This is a genomic window from Streptomyces sp. NPDC002580, from assembly GCF_042889485.1.
GTDB lineage: Bacteria > Actinomycetota > Actinomycetes > Streptomycetales > Streptomycetaceae > Streptomyces.
The window spans coordinates 493633-515662 of sequence record NZ_JBIAQZ010000005.1 but is presented as its reverse complement, the minus strand read 5'-3'; the positions used below and the strand labels follow the sequence as shown (position 1 = coordinate 515662).

Here is a 22030-nt window from a genome sequence, read left to right as displayed (position 1 = left end):
AGGCCTCCCTGAATCGTCACAGGTGATCGACAACTACCTTGAAGGGCCCCCGTGTCGGGGGCCCTTCAAGGTTAGGCTCGCCATCGGCGGTCACTCGGCCGTCCAGACGGGGCCCGTCCAGGTGGGGGAACATCGAGCATGCGCGCACTGCGAATAAGCCTGATTCTGCTGGTCGTTCTCGGCGGTCTGTTCGTCATTGCCGACCGGGTGGCGGTCGGGTTCGCGGAGGACGAGGCGGCCGACCGGATCCGGAGCACCGAGGGCCTCGCGGCCACCCCCGACGTGTCCATCGGGGGCTTCCCGTTCCTCACGCAGGTCGTCGGCGGCGAGCTCGACGACGTGAAGATCGGCATCAAGAACTACGAGGCGTCGACGGGCGGCACGGACTCCGCCGCCGGCAAGATCCGCATCGACGACCTCAACGCCGAGATGCGCGGTGTCGTCTTCGGCAGCGACTACAGCTCCGCCACCGCGAACAGCGCCACCGGCACCGCGTCGATCTCGTACGCGGAGCTGCTCAAGGCCGCCAAGTCCGAGCCCACGGAGGTCGGGTTCGGCATCACAGCCAAGGTCGTCGGCCTCTCTGACGGCGGCGACGGCAAGATCAAGGTCGCGGTCTCGGTGACCGACCCGATCAGCAAGAAGGCCCAGACGCTCTCGGTGCTCAGTTCCGTCGCCGTCTCCGGCGACAAGGTGAAGGTGCACGCCGACTCCCTGCCCAAGCTGGCCGTGCAGCTCGCCGAGGGCCGGATCCGCTCGATCACCGACTTCCAGCAGAAGGTCGATCAACTGCCGGGCGGCATCAAGCTCGACAAGGTCGAGGCGGCCCCGGACGGCGTCGACATCTCGGTGAAGGGGACGGGCGTCCGGCTGGTCGGCTAGGAGAGTCGAAGACGCGACCGGTCCGGTCGCGCGCCGAAGACGCCACCGGACCGGTCGCGTGGCCGTCCACCGGACCGTCGGGCAGCGATCGGCCGCACCCGATGGCCCGCGGACGGCCCAGCCCGACCGGTTCCGCCTCACCTCGCCTCACCCGCCCCGACCTCGCGCGGTCCGCCGGACCGGCTGGTGGAGACCTCGTGGAAGGTCCACCGGAGGGACTGCTGTCCGAAGGGCGAGACGGCCCCGTCCGTACCGCAGATGCGCTGTCGACGCGATGACCGATACGGCCCCCCCGGAACCCGTGCGGACAGAGCCCCGACGGTGTATGCGTCCCGCAATGCGGACGATCGCGTCTCATTATGCGACACGCCGGTGACATGCCCGCCTGTCCGTCCCTACGATCGGACCCATGAAGCGACAGGCGGACCTCACGAAGCGGCGGGCAGTAGACCTGTGCCGCGTCGCCGCCATGCTCTGTCGCCCCTTCTGAGCGGAAGCGTTCCGACTTCCGCGAGCCGGGCCCCTGGACCTCTCTCGTCCGGGCCACGATTGCGCCGCGCGGCCCTCACCGGCCTGCAGCACCGCACCGCGCACCCTCTCCATCGCACCACCCCGCCGCAACTGCCCCGGAGGAGAACGAGCATGAGCCGCAGTGACGTCCTGGTAGACGCCGACTGGGTCCAGGACCACCTGGACGACCCGAACGTGGCCGTCGTCGAGGTCGACGAGGACACGTCGGCGTACGAGAAGAACCACATCAAGAACGCCATCCGGATCGACTGGACCAAGGACCTCCAGGACCCGGTCCGCCGGGACTTCATCGACCAGGAGGGCTTCGAGAAGCTCCTCTCGTCGAAGGGCATCGGCAACGACACGCTGGTCGTGCTCTACGGCGGCAACAACAACTGGTTCGCGTCCTACGCCTACTGGTACTTCAAGCTCTACGGCCACGAGAACGTGAAGCTCCTCGACGGCGGCCGCAAGAAGTGGGAGCTCGACTCCCGCGACCTGGTCGACGGTTCGCAGATCCCCGACCGCAGCGCCACCGCCTACAAGGCCCAGGCCCAGAACACCTCCATCCGCGCCTTCCGTGACGACGTCGTCGCCGCGATCGGTTCGCAGAACCTGGTCGACGTCCGTTCGCCCGACGAGTTCAGCGGCAAGCTGCTCGCCCCGGCGCACCTTCCGCAGGAGCAGTCGCAGCGTCCCGGCCACGTCCCGAGCGCCCGCAACATCCCGTGGTCGAAGAACGCCAACGACGACGGCACCTTCAAGTCGGACGACGAGCTCAAGGAGCTCTACGCCGCCGAGCAGGTCGACCTCGCCAAGGACACGATCGCCTACTGCCGCATCGGTGAGCGTTCCGCGCTCACCTGGTTCGTGCTGCACGAGCTCCTCGGTGTGCAGAACGTCAAGAACTACGACGGCTCCTGGACCGAGTACGGCTCCCTCGTCGGCGTGCCGATCGAGCTCGGCGCCAACAAGTAACCCTCAAGGCCTGAAGGACGGAAGCGAAATATGTGTGGAGCGAAGGCCGGAGGCCCCGACGCCTCGACGATCAAGCCCGGTGAGACCACGATCCAGGGTCAGGTGACCCGCGACGGTGAGCCGGTGACGGGCTACGTCCGTCTGCTGGACTCGACCGGCGAGTTCACGGCGGAGGTCCCCACCTCCGCGACGGGCCAGTTCCGCTTCTACGCGGCCGAGGGCACCTGGACCGTCCGCGCGCTGGTCCCCGGTGGCACCGCCGACCGCACGGTCGTCGCGCAGACCGGCGGCCTCGCCGAGGTCGCGATCGCCGTCTGAGCGATCGACCGCCGTCCGTGACGGCAGTCGACCGAACGGCCGAAGGGCCGCACCCCCGGGGGTTGGACGCTTACCGGATCGGGGTGCGGCCCTTCGGCTTGCCCCCGGTTCGCCCGCTCCCGCCTCCCGGGGCCCGCCGACGCTGCGCCGGACGGGTTGTCCGGGCCTACGCTGGTGGTATGTACGCGCGCAGGCGTCACCTGTACTTCGTCATGATGGGGACGTGCGTCGTGCTGTTCGTCCTCGCCTGGGGAGTCGTACGGCTGTGGTCGGTTCCCGTGGCCGTCGGTATGTGTGTGGTGGCCATGGTGATTCCGCCGGTGGCCGCGATGACCGCCAACCGGCGGGGTCCCGAGGACAGATGGTGGGACGACCCGTCCGGGGACGACCAGTCCGACGAGTGGTGGGACGAGCTGGACGGCAAGAAACGCCGGCAGGAGTGAGCCGGCGTCAGCGGAAGCGCGGCGGCGTCGGACGGCGGCGGTGAAACGCCTGCCGTGGCACGTCGGCGGCGGGAACGGCCGGAGCAGGCAGGAGCGAGAAGGCGCCCATGTCGCGTACGAGGTTGTCCACGGTGGTGCTCGACGCGCCGGACGCCCATGAGCTGGCCGAGTTCTACCAGCGGCTGCTCGGATACACGGTGCGTGCCCAGGAGCCCGACTGGGTGCTCATCGGCCCGCCGTTCGACGGGATCGCGCTCGCCTTCGAGACCGAGCCGCTCTACACCCCGCCGGTGTGGCCCGCGGCCCCCGGTGACCAGCGCATGATGCTCCATCTGGACATCGAGGTCGACGTCCTGGCCGAGGAGACCGACCGCGCCGTCGGACTGGGCGCCCGGCTGGCCGACCACCAGCCCCAGGAGGACGTACGGGTGCTGTTCGACCCGGCGGGCCATCCGTTCTGCCTCTGGGTGGACACGCGCGGGCGGCGCGGACGCGGTCAGTAGACCAGCGCCTGCGTCCCGTCCGCCATCGCCTCCTGCACGAACACCTGCGCACCCGCGATGCGGACGCCCGCCAGGACGTCCTTCTCCGTGATGTCGCGCCGGGCCGCGCACTGGGTGCACAGGGTGACGCGCCCGGCCGCCAGGATCGAGTCGATCAGATCGGGCAGCGGGGCCGCGTGCGGCAGCTCGAACTCCGCCGCACGGCCCGGCAGCGCGAACCACGCGGACTCGCCGGTCAGCCAGAGGGAGACCTCCACGCCACTGGCCACGGCCACCGCCGCGACGGTGAACGCCTGTGAGCAGCGCTCCGGGGCATCGGCCCCCGCCGTCACCTTGATCACGAGCTTGTTCGCCATGACCGTCATGCTATGCCGAATCGTGATCATCGTCCGGACAACCACATGTGTATGCCATGAGTCTCTTGTGCGCCCGGATACGGAATCCGTGCTTCACCTTCTGTGGGGGGACGTCTTGGTAGTACCCGAAGGGTCCGAGACACCGGAAAGACCTGGTGTGCCCGAGGTTGCGCCCGTTGTCGAGTCCGGCACGACACCTTCCGAACCGGTACGGCCGCCGGCCCCGGCCGAGGAGGCGTCGCCCCCGGAGCCGACCCCGCCCGCGGACCCTGCTCCGGCCGAGCACTCTGTTCCGGCCGTGCCGGTCGAGCAGCCCGCGCCGGTGGCGGAGCCGGTGGACCCGGACGGTGTCCCGGCTCCGCGGCGGGCCCGCCGACGTGGTCGTACGACCCTGATCGTCGCCACGGCCGCCGTGCTCGGTCTCGTCGCCGGTACCTGCGCCGGATATCTCGTCCAGGCCGACCGCGATCCCACCAAGCTGCCCTCGCTGTCGCAGCCGACGGTGACCCAGGCGAAGGGAGAAGGCCCCGAGCCGCTGTCGGTCGCCCACGACGCCCGCGTCAAGACCGACGGTGATCTGCGCAAGCTGCTCATCTCCCGGCCCAAGGGCACGACGGAGCCCGACTGGGCGCCGGAGCGCGACGGATGGTTGGACCTGGCCGGTTACGCGCATTCGCTCGCCCACGCGGACCGGGAGTTCGGCGATCTCATCCAGTCCGAGTTCCGCCGGGCCGCCGGAGTGAGCTGGAAGGCGGGCAGCAACGGCAGCACCCAGGTCCGGCTGGTGCAGTACCGCCAGGAGGAGAACCTCAGCGCGGCTGACCAGGCGGGCAACTGGAACGTCACCGGAGCCCGCAGCTGGCCGGTCCCCGGCGCGAGCGACGGCATGGTCTACCTCTTCAAGCCCGAGACGAAGCCCGGCTACCTGCCGCTCTACAAGGCGCAGGCGGCTGCCTCGATCGGGGACATCGCCATGGAGATCTGGATCTTCGACTCCAAGCCGATCCCGAAATCGAAGATCATGGACCTGGCCGAGCGTCAGTTGGAGCGGCTGTGAATGAGCGATCTGTGACCCCGGAGGGCACGGAGACAGTGGAGTCCGGGGAGTCCGTACCGGCGCAGGCTGCGTCCGAGACGGCGCCCCGCGGGCCGGAGTCGGCGGGCCTGCCCGGGGCGGCCGCACCGGAAGAGGCCGTCGCCGGCCCCGTTCCCGGCAGGAAGCCCGTCCGTCGTGGCCGTGTCGCGACCGTCGCCGGTGCCGTGCTGCTCGTCTGTGCCGTCCTCGCGGGCGGCGTCTGCACCGTGGTGACCGTCCAGAACGCGGACCGTGACCCGGACGCGCCCGTCTGGAAGCTCCCCAGGAACGAGAAGCACCAGGCCCCGAAAGTGAAGGACGCCTCGTCGCTGGCCGCCGTGCTCGTGCCGTACGACGACAACTGGAGCAAGGGCCCGGACATCGCCCAGTTCGGTGCCGACGCCGCGCTCAGCGGCGGCGAGGCCACCGCCCTGCGCAAGGAGTCGGTCCGTGACCTGCCCCGTTCCCAGCGGCGGCGGATCGAGCAGGAGATCGACAAGCAGCACACCAAGGGCATCGCGATGCGCAGCTACCTGAGCACGTCGAACGCGGGCGACTCCACGCTGTACGCGGACACCGCCTTCACTGTGCGCGTCCAGCTGGCCCAGATGGAGGACAAGGCGGCGATCCGGAACGCCTCGGAGTTCCAGAACCAGTTCCTCGACGCTCTCAAGATCTTCCGCGCCGGTCCGAAGATCGAGGGTCACAAGAACGCCAAGTGCTTCCTTCCGCCCAAGAGCAAGGCAGAGAAGCTCGACATCATGGTCTGCTCCGCCTACGAGGGCGACGTGCAGGTCAGCGTCACCGCGTACGGCGCCAAGCCGCTGAACACCAAGGGAGTCGCGCTGCTCCTGCGTCAGCAGCTCGACCGTATCCAGGAGCCGGGGGAGGCGGTATGACCGAGCAGACGACACAGGCCGAGCAGACGACACAGGCCGAGCAGACGACACCGGCCGAGCAGACGACACAGGCCGAGCCGCAGGCCGGACAGGAAACCGTGGCACGAAACACCGAGCCCGGTGCCGAGCAGCAGGCCGTGATGGTTCCGCAGCCCGCGGAACCGCCCGCCATCGCGGGGGAGGCAGCGCCCCAGACACCTCAGGCCAAGGTCAGGAAGGACCGCCGGGTCCTGCGCGCGGTGCTGCGCTGGACCGCCGCCACCGTGGTCTTCGCGGCGGCCGGCTCGTCCGTCGCGTACGGCATCACCAGCATGGAGCGGACCGACGTCCCCGGTCTGGAGACGCGGGCCGACGGACGCTGGGACTACCCGACGATCGAGAGGCCGCCGCTGCCGTCCGGCAGCCCGGGCCCGTTCGTCGAGTCGAACAAGGCCGGCGCCCACTACGCCGACCTGCGCGAGCTCCTGCTCCCGGCCCCGAAGGGCGCCGAGCCCGACACCTCACTGCGCGGTGACGACGGCTGGCTGGACCGCAAGACCTTCCTGGCGCAGTTCGCCGAGAAGTCGGACCGGGACTCCGTCGGCCGTCCCCTGACCGCCAACGCCGTGCGGCACATCGCCGCGCGCGGCTGGACCACCGCCGACGGCACGCACACGCGGATCTACCTGCTCCAGTTCAACACCGCCGCCGCCGCGGAGGACGTGCTCTCCGGCAATCTGGTGAGCTACGACTCCGTGCGGTACGCGCTGAGCGGCGCCGCCGTGACCGAACGGGACGAGGAGTTCCCGGAGCGGGCCCAGGTCGACGACATCACCCGGCACGCGTACACGGAGAGCAAGCCGTACGGCGCCGAACAGGTCCGTGAGGCCTACCTGTCGGCCGGCGACACCATCGCGCTGGTCGTGCAGTCCCGCAAGGGTCTCGCGAAGGCGATCCCGTTCCAGCAGACGGTCGTCCTCCAGAGCCAGCTCCTCGGCTGACACCGGCCGCGCCGACAGGGCGTACCTGACAGCAAGTGCCGGGCCCCAGCCGCGTAAGCTGGGGCCCGGCCTTGTGTACCTCCCCCGTCTCGGCTGCGCCCGGCAGGGGACCCCGTTCCGCTCACCGAGGAGCACCCGTGGAGATCTTCTTCGAAACCCTGCTGGCCCTGGTCTGCGTCGGCGTGCTCGCGTTCGCCGCGCTGACCGTGAAGAAGCTGTACCAGGGCCAGCGCTGACCCCCATCAAGGAACTGTTCAGCTCATGATCGAGATCCCGTCGGACCTCCACAAGGACCTGGTCCCCCTTGTCTTCCTGCTCGGCGACTGGGCCGGAGTCGGTGTCCACGACTTCCCCGGCTCCGAGAAGTGCAACTTCGGGCAGGAGGTCAGCTTCACCCATGACGGGCGGGACTTCCTGGAGTACCGCTCGCACAGCTGGGTGCTCGACGCGGACGGCGAGAAGGTCCGGCCGCTGGAGTCGGAGGCCGGTTTCTGGCGCGTCGACTCCGACCGCAAGGTCGAGGTCGTGATGACCCGCGACGACGGCGTCGTCGAGATCTGGTACGGCGAGCTGGCCGACAAGAAGCCGCAGATCGACCTGGTCACCGACGCCGTGGCCCGCACCGCCGCGTCCGGTCCGTACAACGGCGGGAAGCGCCTCTACGGCTATGTGAACAGCGACCTCATGTGGGTGGGCGAGAAGCAGACCCCCGAGGTCGAGCTGCGTCCCTACATGTCCGGTCACCTGAAGAAGGTCGTCACCCCGGAGGACGTCGAGCGCTGGGCCAAGGACCTGCCCGACGACATGCCGGACGACGGGATCGCCTTCTTCAAGTAGGCCCCCGCACCGTTCATCAGGTCGGCATCGACGGGAATGGTTCTAGACTTCCCGGTGTGGTGAGCATCGACTGGAAGAGCGACCTCAGGCAGCGCGGCTACCGACTGACGCCGCAGCGCCAGCTTGTCCTCGAAGCCGTGGACACCCTGGAGCACGCGACCCCCGACGACATCCTCGTGGAAGTGAGGAAGACGGCGTCGGGGGTCAACATTTCCACCGTCTACCGGACCCTGGAGCTCCTGGAGGAGCTCGGGCTGGTCAGCCACGCCCATCTGGGGCACGGCGCGCCGACCTACCACCTGGCCGACCGGCACCACCACATCCACCTCGTCTGCCGTGACTGCACGAACGTCATCGAGGCCGACGTGTCGGTCGCCGCCGAGTTCACGGCGAAGCTCCGGGACACCTTCGGCTTCGAGACGGACATGAAGCACTTCGCCATCTTCGGGCGCTGCGCGGACTGCGCGGCCCGGAAGAAGTGACCGCCGAGGCGATCGGCGGAAAGAGTCCATCGGGGTCGGCCGGAGCGGTGGTCCGGAGCGGTCGTCGGATCAGGTGATCGTCCGGTCGTCCGCGCGGAAATAAAAACGGCGACCCCACGGTCGTAGTGTGTGTGTCCATGAAGAGCTCACTCCTGTCCCTGCCCGGCGCCGTTCCCGCCGAGGGCGTGGACGAAGGCGTCGCCGCCCACTACGGAGACCTGTTCCGTGAGCAGCGCGCCCTTGCCGACGGCATCGGTTTCGTGGACCTCTCGCACCGCGGGGTCGTCACCGTCACCGGCGACGACCGGCTCGCCTGGCTGCACCTGCTGCTCACCCAGCACGTCACCGACCTGCCCGCGGGCCGTGCCACCGAGGCGCTGATCCTCTCCGCGAACGGCCACATCGAGCACGCGCTGTACCTCGTGGACGACGGCACGACGGTGTGGATGCACACGGAACCCGGCACCGAGGAAGCGCTGATCGCCTACCTGGAGTCGATGAAGTTCTTCTACCGCGTCGAAGTCGCCGACCGCACCGCCGACTTCGCGATCGTCCAGCTCCCGGCCGGTTCGATCGCCGAGGTCCCCGCGGGAGTCGTCGTCCGCGAGACGCCGTACGGCCGTGACCTCTTCCTCCCGCGCGCGGACCTGGACGCCTACGCCGCCGAGGCCGGCCCTGTGGCCGGGCTCCTCGCCGGCGAGGCCCTGCGCGTCGAACAGCACCGGCCCCGCCTCGGCTTCGAGACCGACCACCGCACCATCCCGCACGAGCTGGGCTGGATCGGTACCGCGGTGCACCTCCAGAAGGGCTGCTACCGGGGCCAGGAGACCGTCGCCCGGGTCCAGAACCTGGGCAAGCCCCCGCGCCGCCTAGTCTTCCTCCACCTCGACGGCAGCGAGGTCCACCTGCCCCCGCGCGGCACCGAGCTGCGCCGCGCGGACGAGGCCCCCGACGGCCGCACGATCGGTTTCATCACGACGTCCGTACGCCATCACGAACTGGGCCCGATCGCCCTGGCGCTCGTGAAGCGCAACGTGCCGCTCGACGCCCCGCTGATGGCGGACTCGACGGCGGCGGCACAGGAGGTCGTGGTCGAGCCGTAGGACCCGGCCACGCCACCGGGAGCGCGTCCGGCCCGGGCTCACATCTCCAGGAGGACGGTGAACGGGCCGTCGTTCGCCAGGGAGACGCGCATCTTGGCGCCGAAGCGGCCCGTGGCCACCGTGGCGCCCAGAGCGCGGAGCTGGGCGACGACCTCGTCGACGAGGGGCTCGGCCACCTCGCCGGGCGCGGCGGCGTTCCAGGTGGGGCGGCGGCCCTTGCGGGCGTCGCCGTACAGCGTGAACTGGCTGACGACGAGCAGCGGCGCGTCGATGTCGGAACACGACCGTTCGTCGGACAGCATCCGAACGGACCAGAGTTTGCGGGCGAGTTGGGCCGCCTTCTCCTTGGTGTCCTCGTGCGTGACCCCGACCAGGACGCACAGTCCCTCGCCGCTGATCTCGCCGACCGTCTCGCCGCCCACGACGACGCTCGCGCCGTCCACCCTCTGCACCACCGCACGCATGCGGACCATGATGCCGTGTCCCGCGGACGTCACGCGCTGCGGGCCCTTCGCGTGATTTCCGGGGGTAACCAACCCCCCATCTGGGGCCGATCGGGGGCACTCGGTTACATAGCGACCACCGAGAGTGGCACCATGCGGGGTGTTGCGGCGCGCCCGTTGGGTGCGCCGCGCCGGTCGAGGGGACGGTAGAGGCACATGAGCACATCGAGTACCGGGCAGCAGTTCGGGACCGTGTCATTGACCCGCACGAGTGAACGGGCGGGGCGGGTGACGGCCCGGCCGCCGGTGCAGCGCACCGACAGCAGCCCGCTGGCGGCCGTTCCGGCCCGCACCGACATCGCCGTGCTCCGGCTGCCCGAACTGCGGACGCTGCGCCGCGACTCCCAACGGGACGAGGCGGACCTCAGCTACGTCCGGCGGCTGCTCCAGGGACGTATCGACATCCTGCGCGCGGAGCTCTCGCGACGCGGGGACCGGCGGACGCCCGGTCCGGTCACCGGGCACCGGGCGCTCATCGACGGAAGGAAACCGTCCGTCGTCGAGCGGCTCTCGGAGATCCTCACGGACGCCCCGGCCCGGTACCGCTCCTCGGCCCGCCACGTCACGGTGGGCACGCCGCACGGCGAGGAGTACCGGGCGCTGGCCGCCGACATGCTCGCCGAGGTGGAGCTGTCGGACCTGGACGCCCGGACGGACGAAGAGCTGGGCGCGGGACTGGGCCGCCTCGTCCGCTATGAGCAGCAGGTATCCCGGCGGCGCCAGCAGCTTCAGCGCACGGCCGACGACTGCAGCACCGAGATCGCCCGCAGGTACCGTGAAGGTGAAGCACAAGTAGACGACCTGCTCATGTGACGTGGCGGCCCCGGCGATCCCGGGACCGAGGAGTGCGCCGGAACCCAGAGGGCGCGCCTCCGCTCCACGCGGGCGGGGGCGTGGTCCGGGACACCACCCGACGACGCCTTCCGAGCGGGTCCCCGTTCCGGAAGGCCACCGCCGATGTCCGTCGCCCCCAGCACCCCCGAAGCCTCCCCCGCCCCCGACGCCGCCCCCGGCACGCCCGGTGCGGCGGGGATACCCGGTCGGCCCCGTACGACGGGGTCGCCGATCGCGGCCTCCGCCTCCGCTCCCGCCTCCGGCGTCGGCCTGCCCGTGCTCGCGGAGGTCGTTCGTTCCGGCTTCGTCGAGGGGCACCATCGCGGCAGCCTGGTCGTGCTGGCCGCGGACGGGTCCGTGGAACTGGCGCTCGGCGACGTGACGGCCCCCGTCTTCCCGCGCTCGTCGAACAAGCCCATGCAGGCCGCGGGCGTCCTGCGCGCGGGCCTGGACCTGGCCGGTGAGCGCCTCGCCCTGGCCGCCGCGAGCCATTCCGGGGAGATTTTCCACCGGGACCTGGTCCAGAAGATGCTCGTCGAGCACGGACTGACCGCCGAGCAGCTCCAGTGCCCGCCGGACCTGCCGCTGGACCCCGTGGAGGCCGAGACCTTCCTCGCCTCCGGTGCCGTCCGCGACCGGGTCACCATGAACTGCTCCGGCAAGCACACGGCCATGCTCGCGGTGTGCCTGCGGCGCGGCTGGCCCACCGACTCCTACCTCGATCCCGGACACCCCCTCCAGCGGCTGATCCACACCGTGGTCGAGGAGGCCGCCGGGGAGAAGGTCGCCGCGGTCGGCACGGACGGCTGCGGGGCGCCCCTGATGGCGATCACCCTCACGGGTCTCGCCCGTGCCTTCCGCTCCTTCGTCCTCGCGGCCCCCGGCTCCGCCGAGCGCCGCGTCGCCGACGCCATGCGCACCCACCCCGAGTACGTCGCCGGGACCCGGCGCCCCGACACCTGGCTGATGCGCGACGTTCCGGGCGCCCTCTCCAAGATGGGTGCCGAAGCCGTCCAGGCGGTCGCCCTCCCCGACGGCCGCGCCCTCGCCTTCAAGATCGACGACGGTGGGATCCGGGCCCTCGGCCCCGTCCTGGCCCGCGCGCTGGGCCTGCTGGGCGTGGACGCACCCGTGGTGGCGAGGATCGGCAGCGCCCCGCTGATGGGCGGCGGGCGCGAGGTGGGGGAGATCCGGGCGGCGTTCTGAGCCGGAGGGACGGAAGGTCCGGGCGGCGTTCCGAGGCGGCGGGCGGGAAGGTCCGGGTGGCGTTCCGGCGAGGAGCGGCCGGGGTGAAAATCCCGCGACACCGAGCCGTCGTCCACCTAGCGTGGCCCCATGAGTTCGTCCGACGCCGTCGACCCGATCGACGTACGCCCCATCACCACTTCCGAGATCCCCGGCTGGCTGCGTGCGCTGAAGACGGGATTCCTGCGGACCCCGGACGTGTCGGACCGGGAGGCCGAGGCACGGGCGGCGGGGTTCGTCCTGCCGAGAACACTGGGCGCGTTCGACGGCTCCCGCTGCGTCGCGACCTTCAGGTCGTTCCCGCAGGAGCTCACCGTGGTCGGCGGCGCGACCGTCCCGGCGGACGCGATCTCGAACGTCACTGTCTCGCCCACGCACCGCCGCCGGGGCATCCTCACGCGCATGATGGAGGCCGACCTGGCGGCGGCGAAGGAGCGGGGCGACGTCGTCGCGACGCTCATCGCCGCCGAGTACCCGATCTACGGCCGCTACGGCTTCGGTCCCGTCGCCACCAACGCCGAGTGGACCATCGACGTACCGCGCACCGGCCTGGACCCCCGCTGGGCGGGACCGGCCGACGGCGGCCGTATCGACCTCGTCGACGCGGACGACGTCCGCAAGGTGGGCCCCGAACTGCACGAGCGGTTCCGGCGGGCCCGGCCCGGCGCGGTCAGCCGCGACGAGCGCTGGTGGCAGATCAACACCGGCCTGCTGGACCTGAGCGGCGAGCCCTGGAAGGAACCCTTCTACGCCGTCTACCGCTCGGCCTCCGGCGAGGTCGAGGGCCTCGTCTCCTACGAGTCGGACGACAACTGGAACGAGGCCAACCAGCCCGAGAACACGGCGGAGGTGAACTGGCTGCTCGCGGTGACACCGGCGGCCGAGCGCGCCCTCTGGCACTACCTCTGCTCCATCGACTGGATCACCCGGGTCAAGACCGGCCGACGCGCCCCCGACGACCTCCTCCCGCTGTTCCTGCCGGATCCGCGCGCCGCCCGCACGACGACCCGGTCGGACTCGCTCTGGGTGCGGATCCTGGACGTCGTACGGGCTCTGGAGGCGCGGACCTACGAAACGCCGGGGACGCTCGTCCTCGAGGTGACCGACGAGCGCGGGCCGACCGGCGGCCGCTATCGGCTCCAGGCCGCCCCGGACGGTACGGCGACCTGCGCGTTCACCACCGACGATCCTCAACTGACGGTATCCATCGGAGACTTGGCGATGCTGTGGCTCGGTGACGAGTCGGTGGCCCGGCTGGTGGCACTGGGCCGGGTCCAGGAACGGCAGGAGGGCGCCGCATCCGTCGCCGACGCCCTGCTGCGGACGTCCGGGCGCCCGTGGTGCCCGGACATCTTCTGATCTGCTGCTGCCGGTCGGGCCTTCCTCCTTCCGCGCGGGTGCCGATGGCTGATGTCGATCCGTAGCGATTCAGTTGTGGTTGTGGTGGTGCGGTGGTGCGGACCGACCGGGCTCCCGGCTCCCCTCCGGAGGAGAGACCGGTCGGCCGGACTGACGGACGGTGGCGTCCGGTCAGCCGGACTGGGCGAGCAGCATCACGAGGATCACGGCCCCGATGCCGCTGATCATGGTGTTCCTGGCTTTGAGCCCGACGGACAGCGCGACGAACGCGATGATGCCCATGGGCCCGTACTCCCACTGGATGAGTTGCTCGAATCCGATGGCGAGGGCGGCGACGGCGAGGGCGACGAGCGGCATGACAGTCCCTCCTTCGGGACGGGAGGCGGACCCCCGCTGAGGACCGTCCGCCCGGACCACCTGGTGTGCGGGTGGGACTTAGGCGGCCAACCCTCTGGAAGTTTGACCATGTTGTGCAAGTTGGCGACCAACTCTTCCTTAGTTATCTCCGGGTTGGGACGACTCATAACCACCTGTTCGGCAACTGCCCAAAGATGGCGCGAAGTTGTAGGGTTCTGGTTGTGGAGCCGGAGCATGCCGCCGTCAACGGGCGGAACGGGTCACCACGGCCGCCGAGGTCACACCGCGAGGTGGCCGACGAGCTGCGCAGCCGGATCAGGTCCGGTCAGCTGCGGGCCGGCCAGCGCATGCCGACCCAGGCCGAACTGGCCGACGAGTTCGACGTCGAGCGCGGCACGGTCCGCCAGGCGCTGCGCACCCTGCAATCGGAACACCTCCTCGCCAACGTCTCCAAGGGGAGCCCGGCGACGGTCGCCGACCGCCCCGAGAGGGAGCTGACCGGCCCGGAAGCCAGGCCGCGGTCCACCATGGTGGAGCTCGCCCCACGGATCACGGCGGCCTTCGCGGCCCCGCACGTGGAGATCGACGCGCTGTGTCTGACCGCGGTGTCCCTCACCCTCGCCGTCGGCGAGCCGTTGCGCGAGATTCACGCGGGGCGCCGAGAACCGGCCAAGATCGACGTCCGGGTGCTGCTTCCCAGCCGGGACATCGACCTCGCGTTCCCCACTCCGGTCGACGGCACGGGGGGCGGCCGCCTGCGGCGCCGCTGGCTCGCCCAGCGCAACGCCCAGGTGCAGGTCCTGCGGCACAACCTGCTGGCGTTGCGCGCCACGCACGGCATCGACGTGCGGGTCTCCTTCCGCGCGCTGCCCTTCACCCCGCCCGTGAAGCTGTACCTGCTCAACGGCACGGAGGCGCTCTTCGCCTACTACACGCTCGCGCGCCGGGGCGAGGAGATCGACCACGAGTTCCTGGAGATGTACGACGCCGAGGGCACGCAGTCGATGCTGTTCCCCTTCGGTCAGCGGGCGGGGGTGCGGGACACCACGTTCGTGGAACAGTCCCGCCTGTGGTTCGACGCGCTGTGGGAGACCATCAGTTCGGAACTCCTGTTCACGAGCTGACGGCCGGCCCCGTGACCAGCAGGGCCAGGACGACGGCCCCGATGGAGCTGCACGTGGCGTTCCTCGTCTTGATCCCGACGGTGAGCAGCAGCAGCCCGACGACGCCGGTCGGCCCGTACTGCCAGTGGACGAGTTGCTCGAAGCCGACGACGAAGACGGCGGAGAGGAGGGCGATGACGGGCATGGTGGATCCTCCTGCTTCTTCAGTGACCTGTGCGGGTGCTGGTTGCCGCGGATGGGCGAGGGGAGGTAAAGCTTCCGCCATCTTGGCCAAGTTGGTTACCAACTCTGACTATGTTGTCCCCACTTGGTGAGTATCCATAAACAACTTTCAAACAACTCCCCATAGATGGGGGAGAGTTGTACCGTTTGGTCGTGGCTCAGGAGAACGTCGTGGTGAGTGACAACGGCAGCAGGCTTCCGCCCCAGAAGATCGCGGACGCCCTGCGGGAACGCGTCCGCTCCGGTGAGCTGAAGGCGGGTGACCGCCTGCCCACCCAGGCGGACCTGGCGGACGAGTTCGGCGTCGAGCGCGGTGCCGTCCGGACGGCCCTGAAGGCACTCCAGGAGGAAGGCCTCCTCACCAACGTCAGCCGAGGCAGTCCACCCCGGATCGCCGACGCCGCTCCCGCCCAGGACGCACCCCAGCCGGCCATGGTGGGCCTCACGCCCCGTCTCACCGAAGCCTTCTCCGCGCCCCAGGTGCGGATCGACACGGTGTGTCTCACCGCGGAGACTTTGATGCTGGCGCTCGGTGAGCCGGTCCGCCTCATCCACGAGGGAAGGATCCGCCCCGGGCGCATCGACGTCCGGATCCTCCTGCCCAGCCGGAGGATCAACCTCGCGTTCCCGATCTCCGTCGAGGACCACGGCGACGACGACCCGGTCCACGAGCGGTGGCTCAAGCAGCGCAACGCGCAGGGGCACGTCCTGCGCCACAACCTCCAGTCCCTGCGCTCCTCCCACGGCATCGATGTCCGGGTGGCCTTCCGGGCCCTGCCGTTCACACCCCCCGTGAAGCTCTATCTGCTCAACGGGTCGGAGGCGCTGATTGCTTACTACATGATCGCCAAGCGGGAGGAGACCGTGGGCAGCGCGCCGATGGAGATGTACGACACGCTCGGATCCGAGTCCCTGCTCTTCTCCTTCGAGAAGCCGACGGGCGGACGGGACGCCGCGTTCGTCGACGAATCCCAGAAGTGGTTCGACGCTCTGTGGGAAACCATCACTACAGACCTGACCCTCGCCTGACGCGCGTCGCGCAGGGCCTCGGCGGCCACGACGGCGATGGGAGACCGCTGGTGAACCAGGAGAACGCGGCAGTGAACGGCAGCCCCAAGGCCACCCCCCAGGAGATCGCCGACGCCCTCCGGCAGCGCATGCGCGAGGGTGTCCTCAGACCCGGCGACCGGCTCTCGACCCAGGCCGAACTCGCGGACGAGTTCCAGGTGGAGCGCGGCGCGGTGCGGCTCGCCCTGCGGATCCTCAAGGACGCGGGACTGCTCAGCGATGTCTCCAAGGGGAGCCCGCCCCGCGTGGCCGAACGACCGCCGGACGAACCCCGGCGGCCCAGGGCGACCGTCCTGAGCCTGAACAACCACCTGGAACAGGCGTTCTCGTCCCCCCATGTGACGATCGACGCGGTCTGCTTCACGGCCGAGACCCTCATGCTGGGACTGAACCACATGCGGGGCGTCATCGAGCGGGGCACGGTGTGCCCCGAGTCGGTCACCATGCGCTGTCTGCTTCCGGGGCCGCAGGTCGAACTGGCGTTTCCCGTCCCCGTGCCCCGGCCGGAGCGCACGGCCGCCGCCCAGCGGGAACTGACGGCGGCCATCCAGCAGAAGCTGCGGAGCCAGATCGAGTTCCAGAAGACGGTCATGGAGCGGACGTTCTACGCCTGGCGCGAGGTCAGACGCATCCGCGCGTCCGTCTCCTTCGGCTGGCTCCCGACCACGCCCCTGCAGAAGTGGTACGTGCTGAACGGCGAACAGGTCCTGCTCGGCGACTACGTGCCGGGCACGTTCCCGCCCAGCGACGACCCCGGCGGGTACGAGGTCGAGGTCTACGACGTACGCGGGTTCACCACGTCCCTGTTCGCGTTCCGGATCGAGGACGGCCCCCGGGACGCCGCGCTGGTCGAGGAGAAGCGGAAGACCTTCGAAGCCGTCTGGGAAACGTATGCCGACTGGCCGAAGCTGGCTTAGTGACGCCTGAGACGGGACAGACCGATTTGGTGACGAGTGAGATCGAGAATGTCCGGGACCTGGTCGCGGGGACGCGGTATGTCCTCTTCGACTTCGACGGCCCGATCTGTCGGCTGTTCGCCGGCCACTCGGCGGAGGTCATCGCTCAGGACCAGGTGGAGTGGCTGACGGCACGAGGTCTGTACGGCGTGCTCACCGAGGACGAGCGCAGCCGTCCCGACCCGCACGGGGTGCTGACCACGGTGGCCCGACGGCAACCAGGCAGCGATCTGGTGGCGGAGCTCGAAGAGCGCCTCACGCAAGAGGAGCTGAAGGCCGTCCGCAAGGCGATGCCGACGGCTTACGCGGATCCGCTGATCCGCACCTGGGTGGCGGTCGGGGCGAGACTGGCCATCACGACCAACAACTCGGCCCGGACCGTGACGTCGTACCTGAACGGGCGGGGCCTCTTGTCCTGCTTCGCTCCGTACATATACGGCCGCACGCAGGACCTGAGCCTGCTCAAGCCGCATCCGGCCACCCTGAGACGTGCCTTGAGCGCCATGGGGGCGTCGCCCGACGCCTCGCTGATGATCGGTGACACTCCATCGGACCACGTCGCGGCGGCCCGGGCGGGGGTGCGCTTCCTCGGCTACGCCCGCAACCCCGCCAAGGCGAAGTTGCTGCGGGAGGCCGGGGTGCCGCCGCGGAACATCACGGACTCGCTGGAGCCGGTGCTGCGTGCCGTGCGCGGCCGTCCCTGATCCGTCCGCTCCCCGGTCCTCCGCTCCCCGGTCCTCCGCTCCCCTGCCTTCCGCTCCTCCGGCTCCCCGCTCCGCGGCCCTCCGGCGCGACCGGTTCGGCAAGCGGCCGGAGTCTGGCCGAAACGAGGCGGGTGAGAGCGTCGGCCGCCGGGTTTCGGGCAGGAAAGTGTCCAGATAGTGGCACAGTGTGAGGGAGATCACGCCACCGGCTACCCTGAGCGCTCATGGCGCCTCACCTGCCCCCTGGAGCACACCGGACTCTGGTGCGCGCACTCGCGGAGGTGCAGCGACGTCGTCCCGGTGGGGTCACCGTCACCGGTCACCACAACCGCAATCACATCGCACCGCTGGGTCGGCCGCTGGCCTATTTGCTGGGTGCCGGTTCCGGACAGGTGTGGGCCAAGTTCCGTGTGCCGTTGGAGACGGTGGAGGTCGTGCCGCGCCACTGGCGGAGCGAAGCGGACGTGCTGCGGGTGGTGAGCGAACGGTTGAGCGAAGTCCCGCGCTGCCTGGCGGACTTCGGTACCTGGTCCGTGCATCTGTATCTCGCGGGCAGCGCACTGGCCGACACCACTCCGAAGGGGCCGATCGGGAGGCCGCGACTGGAGGCTCTCGCGAACTTCTTCGCCCGGCTGGCCCACGTGCCGGGCCACGCCCTCCCGGCGCCCCCGGACGACTGGCCGTCCGACGGCGACAGCACGGGATTCCTGCGCCGGCTGGCCCGGTTCACCGAGCAGCGGGTGCACCTGCCGAACAGGCCGCGTTTCGGGCGGCTCTTCGACGAGGTCGGATTCCCCCGGGACGCCGTGGACCGGTTCCTGCGGTCGGTGCCGGACCTCACCTCACGCCCCTTCGGCCTCCTCCACACCGACGTCCACCGGGCCAACGTGGTGGTGCTGACACCGACGGAGCGCGGGGAGAGCCTCGCGGTCATCGACTGGGAGCTGGCGCTGTACGGAGACCCGGTGCACGACCTGGCCACCCACCTCGTACGCATGGACTACGACGAGTCCGAGCGGGATCTCATGACCGGTCTGTGGGCCGAGGCGATGCGGCGCGAGGGCCGTCCGGAGATGACCTCCGGACTGGACCGCGACCTGCGCAGCTATCTGGACTTCGAACACGTCCAGTCGGTGTTCCCCGACGTCATGCGCGCGGCCCTCGCCCTGCCGGCCCGGCCGCGGGAGACCGACTTCGACACGGCCGCCGAAGGCGTGTGCCGGGCGCTGCGGCGCGCCTGGCGGCCGCTCGCCCTCGAAGGGGAGCCCGTGGACGAGCCCGCGGCCGTGCGGGCCCTCCGGCGCTGGCACGCCGAGGACCGGAGCGAGGAGGACGTCGCGCGCGACCCGGAGGACGGATCCAAGGACGACGGGCGGCCGCCGGCCGGGGCGGCGGACGCGTCGGACGACGAGACGGCGGACGCGTCGGTGGGCGAGTCGGCGAACCGGCGACGGTTCTCCCGCGGAGGCGGGGCCGCGCGGCTCTCGTTCCGCCGGACGACGGAACGGGAAGCGCCCTCTGCCGCGGGAGGAGCCTCCGAGGACGCCTACGGCGACCGCGGTCAGGGGGCCGTGCCGGCAGGGGCCAGGAGAGGGAGCAACTGCTCTTCCTCGTAGGCGAGATGGGCTTCGAGTTCGTCGGTGAGGCGGTCCACCTCGGTGAGTACGGGGCCGGGGGCGGCACCCGCGTCGGTGACCACGTGGCGCAGTTCTTCCAGGAGCTCGGCGACGTGTTCGTGTTCACGGCGCAGCCGGTCCAGAGCGGGGAGCGCCTCGGGCCGGCTGTCGGCGAGGAGGGCGAAGATGCCGAGTTCCTCGCCGGTGTGGTGGTTGTGCAGGCCCTGGCAGAGCGTGAGGCAGTTGACGCGGAGCTGGGCTCCCAGGGTCGCCGTGCCCCGCTCCGCCACCTCCTTGCGGATCAGGGCGAGTTCGCGCCGGAAGGCGTCGTGGATGACCTTCAGCGCCTCGGCCATGGAGCCGGCGTTGACGTTCGGCGGGCCGTCCTTGGGGAGCGCGCGCAGGGCGACGACGGGGATGGTCCGGTCCGTCCTGGCCTGGTACTCCGCCCACCCCGGGTCGGCCTCCACGGCACGGGCGAAGGCCTGGTCGCGTTCGGCGCGCTCGAGCACGGTGGCCTCCGCCTCGTAGGTGAACGTGCCGTCCTCGACGGTCACCCGCGGGTGCGCGAGGAGATTGCGGAACCAGTCGGGGTGCCGGGGCGCGCCACCGGCCGACGCGATGACGAGCACCTGTTCGCCGCCGTCGGGGTAGTGGCCGACGGGAGTCGTGTGAGGGTTTCCCGTACGGGTCCCGCGCGTCGTCAGCAGAATCAGTCGCGCTCCCTCGAAAGGGCCGCCGACCCGTCCGTGCCGGGCCCGGAATTCCTCGATGATCTTCTGGTTGAAGGGGTTGGGCATTCTTTTCCTTTTCCTTTTCGGGCACGACTTTTCGAGCATGGCGAATTACCGCGGGGTGAATGCGGTCCGCGGTGTGTCGGGTGCTCGGTGGATCACGTGATCGCGTGGCCGGTCCCGGGGCGGGAGAGCCGTACGGGAGGGGGGTGCACGCGGGGGCGCCTCCTGGACGCGCGCACGGCGGGTGTGCGCGGATGCGCATGACGAAGGCGCGTGGAGAGGCGTATCAGGAAGGCGTGCGAGGAGAACTCGCACGAAGGAAGGAAAGGGAGGCGGCGCTCTGGCCCGCCCCGGCCTCACTCGGAGGCCGGGTACCCAATTCGCTCACGGCACGAGGCCGACCCGGCAGTCATGAGCGCAACCGTAATGCCTATCCGTACGCCTGGGCAATACCGAATTCCCGAGAAGGCGGAGGGCGAGGGGGTGCCGGTGGTTCAAAATGGTGTTTTGACGTTTCGAGACGTCGGGAACGGTGACTCGGGCAGAAGCCGGGCCGGGTCGGCCCGGGCCCGACGGCCGTGACGGGCCGGCGTGTGGCCGGCGGCGGTGAAAGGTCGGCGGTGGCGGGGCGGTGGTGTGGCGGTGGCCGTGACGGGTCGGAGGGCGAGGGGGCGCGGAGTGGCCCGGCACACTTTTGCAAGCGGCTGCTTGCAAAAGTTAGCGCGGGTGCGGCAAGGTGGGGGCATGGCATCGCTCAACGTCGGCAACCTTGGTGAGTATCTGCGGGAACAGCGGCGCACCGCGCAACTGTCGCTGCGGCAGCTCGCCGACGCCGCCGGGGTGTCCAATCCGTATCTGAGCCAGATCGAGCGCGGGCTGCGCAAGCCGAGCGCGGAGGTGCTCCAGCAGGTCGCCAAGGCGCTGCGGATCTCCGCCGAGACGCTGTACGTGCGGGCCGGAATTCTCGACGCCGAGCGGGACCGGGACGAGGTGGAGACGCGTGCGGTCATCCTCGCCGATCCCACGCTGAACGAACGGCAGAAGCAGGTGCTGCTCCAGATCTACGAGTCCTTCCGCAAGGAGAACGGATTCGAGGTCGCGACGGCGGACGAGACCGCTCACGGCACGAAGGCGCCGGGGACCGATGCCGGTCAGGGCGCCGACGCACCCGCGGTTCAGGACATACAGGACGCCCAGCCTTCACCGGACACCGCCGTCCGAGGCCCCCGCACGGCCGACGGCAGCGATGCCGGTCCGCAGCAGACCGCGAGTTGACCGCATGCGGATCACCGAAACCCTCAGCTGAAAGCGAATTACGGGAGGACCATCGTCATGGCCATCACCGATGACATCCGCAAGGCCGCCACGGACCCGACGCCGCTCTACTTCCTCGCCGGCACCGCCGACCTGGCCGTGCAGCAGGCGAAGAAGGTCCCCGGCATCGTGGAGCAGATCCGCGCCGAGGCCCCGGCGCGCATCGACACCGTGAAGAACATCGACCCGAACGCCGTCCAGGAGAAGGCCACCGCCCGCGCCAAGGTGGCGCAGGAGAGCCTGCAGACCAAGGTGACGGAGATCCTCAGCACCCTCGACACCGATCTGAAGAAGCTCGGTGAGTCCGCCCAGGACTTCGCCCTGCGGGGTGTCGGAGTCGCCGCCGAGTACGCCGTCAAGGCCCGGGAGACGTACGAGAAGGTCGCCGAGCACGGCGAGCAGACCGTGCGGACCTGGCGCGGCGAGGCCGCCGAGGAGATCGAGGAACTCGCCATCGTCGTCGAGCCGAAGGCCGAGCCGGTCGAGGTCAAGGAAGAGGTGAAGCCGGCGGCCGCCGCCGAGGACACCTCCGCCAAGAAGACCCCGGCGAAGAAGACCCCGATCCGCAAGCCGGTCGCCAAGAAGACCACCCCGCCCGCGAAGTAGGCGAGCGGCGGCAGGACCA

27 protein-coding genes are annotated in these 22030 nt (G+C 70.3%); 22 read left to right on the top strand and 5 right to left on the bottom strand.

The annotated features are described in order from the left end of the window. The first annotated feature begins 138 nt into the window (after nt 1–138). The 6 genes from ACFYW7_RS19035 (at nt 139) to ACFYW7_RS19010 (ending at nt 3634) form a co-directional block, all read left to right on the top strand. On the top strand, nt 139–882 hold the full coding sequence (locus ACFYW7_RS19035; protein ID WP_389503599.1) for a DUF2993 domain-containing protein: 744 nt from the start codon (nt 139–141) through the stop codon (nt 880–882). A 409-nt stretch (nt 883–1291) separates the two neighbouring features. Next, on the top strand, nt 1292–1372 hold the full coding sequence (locus tag ACFYW7_RS19030; protein WP_350751515.1) for an Ms5788A family Cys-rich leader peptide: 81 nt from the start codon (nt 1292–1294) through the stop codon (nt 1370–1372). 152 nt (nt 1373–1524) lie between these two features. Beyond that, a complete protein-coding gene (locus tag ACFYW7_RS19025; protein WP_389503597.1) occupies nt 1525–2370 on the top strand; it encodes a sulfurtransferase in 846 nt (281 codons plus the stop codon). Between the two features lie 30 nt (nt 2371–2400). After that, the gene (locus ACFYW7_RS19020) at nt 2401–2688 is read left to right on the top strand and encodes a DUF1416 domain-containing protein (protein WP_054232391.1); all 288 of its coding nucleotides are present in this window, start codon (nt 2401–2403) and stop codon (nt 2686–2688) included. 179 nt (nt 2689–2867) lie between these two features. After that, the gene (locus ACFYW7_RS19015; RefSeq protein ID WP_389503595.1) at nt 2868–3131 is read left to right on the top strand and encodes a DUF3099 domain-containing protein; all 264 of its coding nucleotides are present in this window, start codon (nt 2868–2870) and stop codon (nt 3129–3131) included. A gap of 107 nt (nt 3132–3238) precedes the next feature. Next, entirely contained in the window at nt 3239–3634 is a 396-nt protein-coding gene (locus tag ACFYW7_RS19010) for a VOC family protein (RefSeq protein WP_389503593.1), read from the top strand. On the opposite strand, the gene ACFYW7_RS19005 is transcribed toward ACFYW7_RS19010, so the two are convergent. Further along, entirely contained in the window at nt 3628–3990 is a 363-nt protein-coding gene (locus ACFYW7_RS19005; protein WP_389503591.1) for a DsrE family protein, read from the bottom strand. The two genes, ACFYW7_RS19010 and ACFYW7_RS19005, sit on opposite strands and share 7 nt — an antisense overlap. Before the next feature lie 298 nt (nt 3991–4288). Here ACFYW7_RS19005 and ACFYW7_RS19000 point away from each other — a divergent pair, with 298 nt between their 5' ends. The 6 genes from ACFYW7_RS19000 (at nt 4289) to ACFYW7_RS18975 (ending at nt 9366) form a co-directional block, all read left to right on the top strand. Beyond that, nucleotides 4289–5047: a hypothetical protein gene (locus ACFYW7_RS19000; RefSeq protein WP_389503589.1), complete on the top strand. Its 759-nt coding sequence runs from the start codon at nt 4289–4291 to the stop codon at nt 5045–5047. Further along, on the top strand, nt 5044–5964 hold the full coding sequence (locus ACFYW7_RS18995; RefSeq protein ID WP_389503587.1) for a hypothetical protein: 921 nt from the start codon (nt 5044–5046) through the stop codon (nt 5962–5964). Before ACFYW7_RS19000 ends, ACFYW7_RS18995 begins: the two co-directional genes overlap by 4 nt. Further along, entirely contained in the window at nt 5961–6944 is a 984-nt protein-coding gene (locus tag ACFYW7_RS18990) for a hypothetical protein (protein ID WP_389503585.1), read from the top strand. The genes ACFYW7_RS18995 and ACFYW7_RS18990 overlap by 4 nt, the downstream gene beginning before the upstream one ends. Before the next feature lie 261 nt (nt 6945–7205). Next, nucleotides 7206–7781 (top strand): FABP family protein, encoded by a 576-nt coding sequence (locus ACFYW7_RS18985; RefSeq protein WP_389503583.1) that lies wholly within the window; start codon nt 7206–7208, stop codon nt 7779–7781. A 56-nt stretch (nt 7782–7837) separates the two neighbouring features. Beyond that, nucleotides 7838–8263, top strand: a complete 426-nt coding sequence (locus tag ACFYW7_RS18980) for a Fur family transcriptional regulator (RefSeq protein ID WP_389503581.1) — start codon at nt 7838–7840, stop codon at nt 8261–8263. A 137-nt stretch (nt 8264–8400) separates the two neighbouring features. Beyond that, a complete protein-coding gene (locus ACFYW7_RS18975; RefSeq protein WP_389503579.1) occupies nt 8401–9366 on the top strand; it encodes a YgfZ/GcvT domain-containing protein in 966 nt (321 codons plus the stop codon). Between the two features lie 38 nt (nt 9367–9404). Here the strand turns inward: ACFYW7_RS18975 and dtd are convergent, their stop codons facing one another. After that, a complete protein-coding gene (dtd, locus tag ACFYW7_RS18970; RefSeq protein WP_389503577.1) occupies nt 9405–9830 on the bottom strand; it encodes a D-aminoacyl-tRNA deacylase in 426 nt (141 codons plus the stop codon). Nucleotides 9831–10025: 195 nt separating this feature from the next. On the opposite strand from dtd, the gene ACFYW7_RS18965 reads away from it, so the two are divergent. The 3 genes from ACFYW7_RS18965 to ACFYW7_RS18955 all read left to right on the top strand — a co-directional run bounded on the left by ACFYW7_RS18965 (nt 10026) and on the right by ACFYW7_RS18955 (nt 13307). Then, entirely contained in the window at nt 10026–10682 is a 657-nt protein-coding gene (locus ACFYW7_RS18965; protein WP_389503576.1) for an AmfC protein, read from the top strand. Nucleotides 10683–10826: 144 nt separating this feature from the next. Further along, the gene (locus ACFYW7_RS18960) at nt 10827–11909 is read left to right on the top strand and encodes an asparaginase (RefSeq protein ID WP_389503574.1); all 1083 of its coding nucleotides are present in this window, start codon (nt 10827–10829) and stop codon (nt 11907–11909) included. Between the two features lie 129 nt (nt 11910–12038). After that, entirely contained in the window at nt 12039–13307 is a 1269-nt protein-coding gene (locus ACFYW7_RS18955; protein ID WP_389503572.1) for a GNAT family N-acetyltransferase, read from the top strand. Between the two features lie 171 nt (nt 13308–13478). Here ACFYW7_RS18955 and ACFYW7_RS18950 read toward each other — a convergent pair whose 3' ends face one another. Beyond that, nucleotides 13479–13664, bottom strand: coding sequence for a hypothetical protein (locus ACFYW7_RS18950; RefSeq protein ID WP_266760158.1), 186 nt, complete (start codon nt 13662–13664; stop codon nt 13479–13481). 215 nt (nt 13665–13879) lie between these two features. On the opposite strand from ACFYW7_RS18950, the gene ACFYW7_RS18945 reads away from it, so the two are divergent. Then, entirely contained in the window at nt 13880–14788 is a 909-nt protein-coding gene (locus ACFYW7_RS18945) for a winged helix-turn-helix domain-containing protein (RefSeq protein WP_389503745.1), read from the top strand. On the opposite strand, the gene ACFYW7_RS18940 is transcribed toward ACFYW7_RS18945, so the two are convergent. After that, on the bottom strand, nt 14778–14972 hold the full coding sequence (locus ACFYW7_RS18940) for a hypothetical protein (RefSeq protein WP_389503570.1): 195 nt from the start codon (nt 14970–14972) through the stop codon (nt 14778–14780). The genes ACFYW7_RS18945 and ACFYW7_RS18940 overlap by 11 nt on opposite strands. A 185-nt stretch (nt 14973–15157) precedes the next feature. Here ACFYW7_RS18940 and ACFYW7_RS18935 point away from each other — a divergent pair, with 185 nt between their 5' ends. The 4 genes from ACFYW7_RS18935 (at nt 15158) to ACFYW7_RS18920 (ending at nt 19354) form a co-directional block, all read left to right on the top strand. Beyond that, complete coding sequence (locus ACFYW7_RS18935; RefSeq protein WP_389503568.1) at nt 15158–16039, top strand: GntR family transcriptional regulator; 882 nt, start codon at nt 15158–15160, stop codon at nt 16037–16039. 50 nt (nt 16040–16089) lie between these two features. Continuing rightward, the gene (locus ACFYW7_RS18930; RefSeq protein WP_389503566.1) at nt 16090–16995 is read left to right on the top strand and encodes a winged helix-turn-helix domain-containing protein; all 906 of its coding nucleotides are present in this window, start codon (nt 16090–16092) and stop codon (nt 16993–16995) included. Nucleotides 16996–17024: 29 nt separating this feature from the next. Continuing rightward, nucleotides 17025–17738 carry an HAD family hydrolase gene (locus ACFYW7_RS18925; protein WP_389503564.1) on the top strand — a complete coding sequence of 238 codons (714 nt, stop codon included), beginning with the start codon at nt 17025–17027 and terminating at the stop codon, nt 17736–17738. A 224-nt stretch (nt 17739–17962) separates the two neighbouring features. Further along, nucleotides 17963–19354 (top strand): phosphotransferase family protein, encoded by a 1392-nt coding sequence (locus tag ACFYW7_RS18920; RefSeq protein ID WP_389503562.1) that lies wholly within the window; start codon nt 17963–17965, stop codon nt 19352–19354. Here ACFYW7_RS18920 and ACFYW7_RS18915 read toward each other — a convergent pair. Beyond that, nucleotides 19300–20154, bottom strand: a complete 855-nt coding sequence (locus ACFYW7_RS18915; RefSeq protein WP_389503558.1) for a nitroreductase/quinone reductase family protein — start codon at nt 20152–20154, stop codon at nt 19300–19302. The two genes, ACFYW7_RS18920 and ACFYW7_RS18915, sit on opposite strands and share 55 nt — an antisense overlap. A 681-nt stretch (nt 20155–20835) precedes the next feature. Here ACFYW7_RS18915 and ACFYW7_RS18910 point away from each other — a divergent pair. Further along, a complete protein-coding gene (locus ACFYW7_RS18910; RefSeq protein WP_389503556.1) occupies nt 20836–21366 on the top strand; it encodes a helix-turn-helix domain-containing protein in 531 nt (176 codons plus the stop codon). A 57-nt stretch (nt 21367–21423) separates the two neighbouring features. After that, nucleotides 21424–22011 (top strand): hypothetical protein, encoded by a 588-nt coding sequence (locus ACFYW7_RS18905; protein ID WP_389503554.1) that lies wholly within the window; start codon nt 21424–21426, stop codon nt 22009–22011. Nucleotides 22012–22030 lie beyond the last annotated feature (19 nt).

What these genes read in the sequence shown, in the direction of transcription:
- ACFYW7_RS19035 (WP_389503599.1), top strand. Translation starts at nt 139, where the DNA reads ATGCGCGCACTGCGAATAAGCCTGATTCTGCTGGTCGTTCTCGGCGGT.
- ACFYW7_RS19030 (WP_350751515.1), top strand. Translation starts at nt 1,292, where the DNA reads ATGAAGCGACAGGCGGACCTCACGAAGCGGCGGGCAGTAGACCTGTGC.
- ACFYW7_RS19025 (WP_389503597.1), top strand. Translation starts at nt 1,525, where the DNA reads ATGAGCCGCAGTGACGTCCTGGTAGACGCCGACTGGGTCCAGGACCAC.
- ACFYW7_RS19020 (WP_054232391.1), top strand. Translation starts at nt 2,401, where the DNA reads ATGTGTGGAGCGAAGGCCGGAGGCCCCGACGCCTCGACGATCAAGCCC.
- ACFYW7_RS19015 (WP_389503595.1), top strand. Translation starts at nt 2,868, where the DNA reads ATGTACGCGCGCAGGCGTCACCTGTACTTCGTCATGATGGGGACGTGC.
- ACFYW7_RS19010 (WP_389503593.1), top strand. Translation starts at nt 3,239, where the DNA reads ATGTCGCGTACGAGGTTGTCCACGGTGGTGCTCGACGCGCCGGACGCC.
- ACFYW7_RS19005 (WP_389503591.1), bottom strand. Translation starts at nt 3,990, where the DNA reads ATGGCGAACAAGCTCGTGATCAAGGTGACGGCGGGGGCCGATGCCCCG.
- ACFYW7_RS18990 (WP_389503585.1), top strand. Translation starts at nt 5,961, where the DNA reads ATGACCGAGCAGACGACACAGGCCGAGCAGACGACACAGGCCGAGCAG.
- ACFYW7_RS18985 (WP_389503583.1), top strand. Translation starts at nt 7,206, where the DNA reads ATGATCGAGATCCCGTCGGACCTCCACAAGGACCTGGTCCCCCTTGTC.
- ACFYW7_RS18975 (WP_389503579.1), top strand. Translation starts at nt 8,401, where the DNA reads ATGAAGAGCTCACTCCTGTCCCTGCCCGGCGCCGTTCCCGCCGAGGGC.
- dtd (WP_389503577.1), bottom strand. Translation starts at nt 9,830, where the DNA reads ATGCGTGCGGTGGTGCAGAGGGTGGACGGCGCGAGCGTCGTCGTGGGC.
- ACFYW7_RS18965 (WP_389503576.1), top strand. Translation starts at nt 10,026, where the DNA reads ATGAGCACATCGAGTACCGGGCAGCAGTTCGGGACCGTGTCATTGACC.
- ACFYW7_RS18960 (WP_389503574.1), top strand. Translation starts at nt 10,827, where the DNA reads ATGTCCGTCGCCCCCAGCACCCCCGAAGCCTCCCCCGCCCCCGACGCC.
- ACFYW7_RS18955 (WP_389503572.1), top strand. Translation starts at nt 12,039, where the DNA reads ATGAGTTCGTCCGACGCCGTCGACCCGATCGACGTACGCCCCATCACC.
- ACFYW7_RS18950 (WP_266760158.1), bottom strand. Translation starts at nt 13,664, where the DNA reads ATGCCGCTCGTCGCCCTCGCCGTCGCCGCCCTCGCCATCGGATTCGAG.
- ACFYW7_RS18940 (WP_389503570.1), bottom strand. Translation starts at nt 14,972, where the DNA reads ATGCCCGTCATCGCCCTCCTCTCCGCCGTCTTCGTCGTCGGCTTCGAG.
- ACFYW7_RS18920 (WP_389503562.1), top strand. Translation starts at nt 17,963, where the DNA reads ATGGCGCCTCACCTGCCCCCTGGAGCACACCGGACTCTGGTGCGCGCA.
- ACFYW7_RS18915 (WP_389503558.1), bottom strand. Translation starts at nt 20,154, where the DNA reads ATGCCCAACCCCTTCAACCAGAAGATCATCGAGGAATTCCGGGCCCGG.
- ACFYW7_RS18910 (WP_389503556.1), top strand. Translation starts at nt 20,836, where the DNA reads ATGGCATCGCTCAACGTCGGCAACCTTGGTGAGTATCTGCGGGAACAG.
- ACFYW7_RS18905 (WP_389503554.1), top strand. Translation starts at nt 21,424, where the DNA reads ATGGCCATCACCGATGACATCCGCAAGGCCGCCACGGACCCGACGCCG.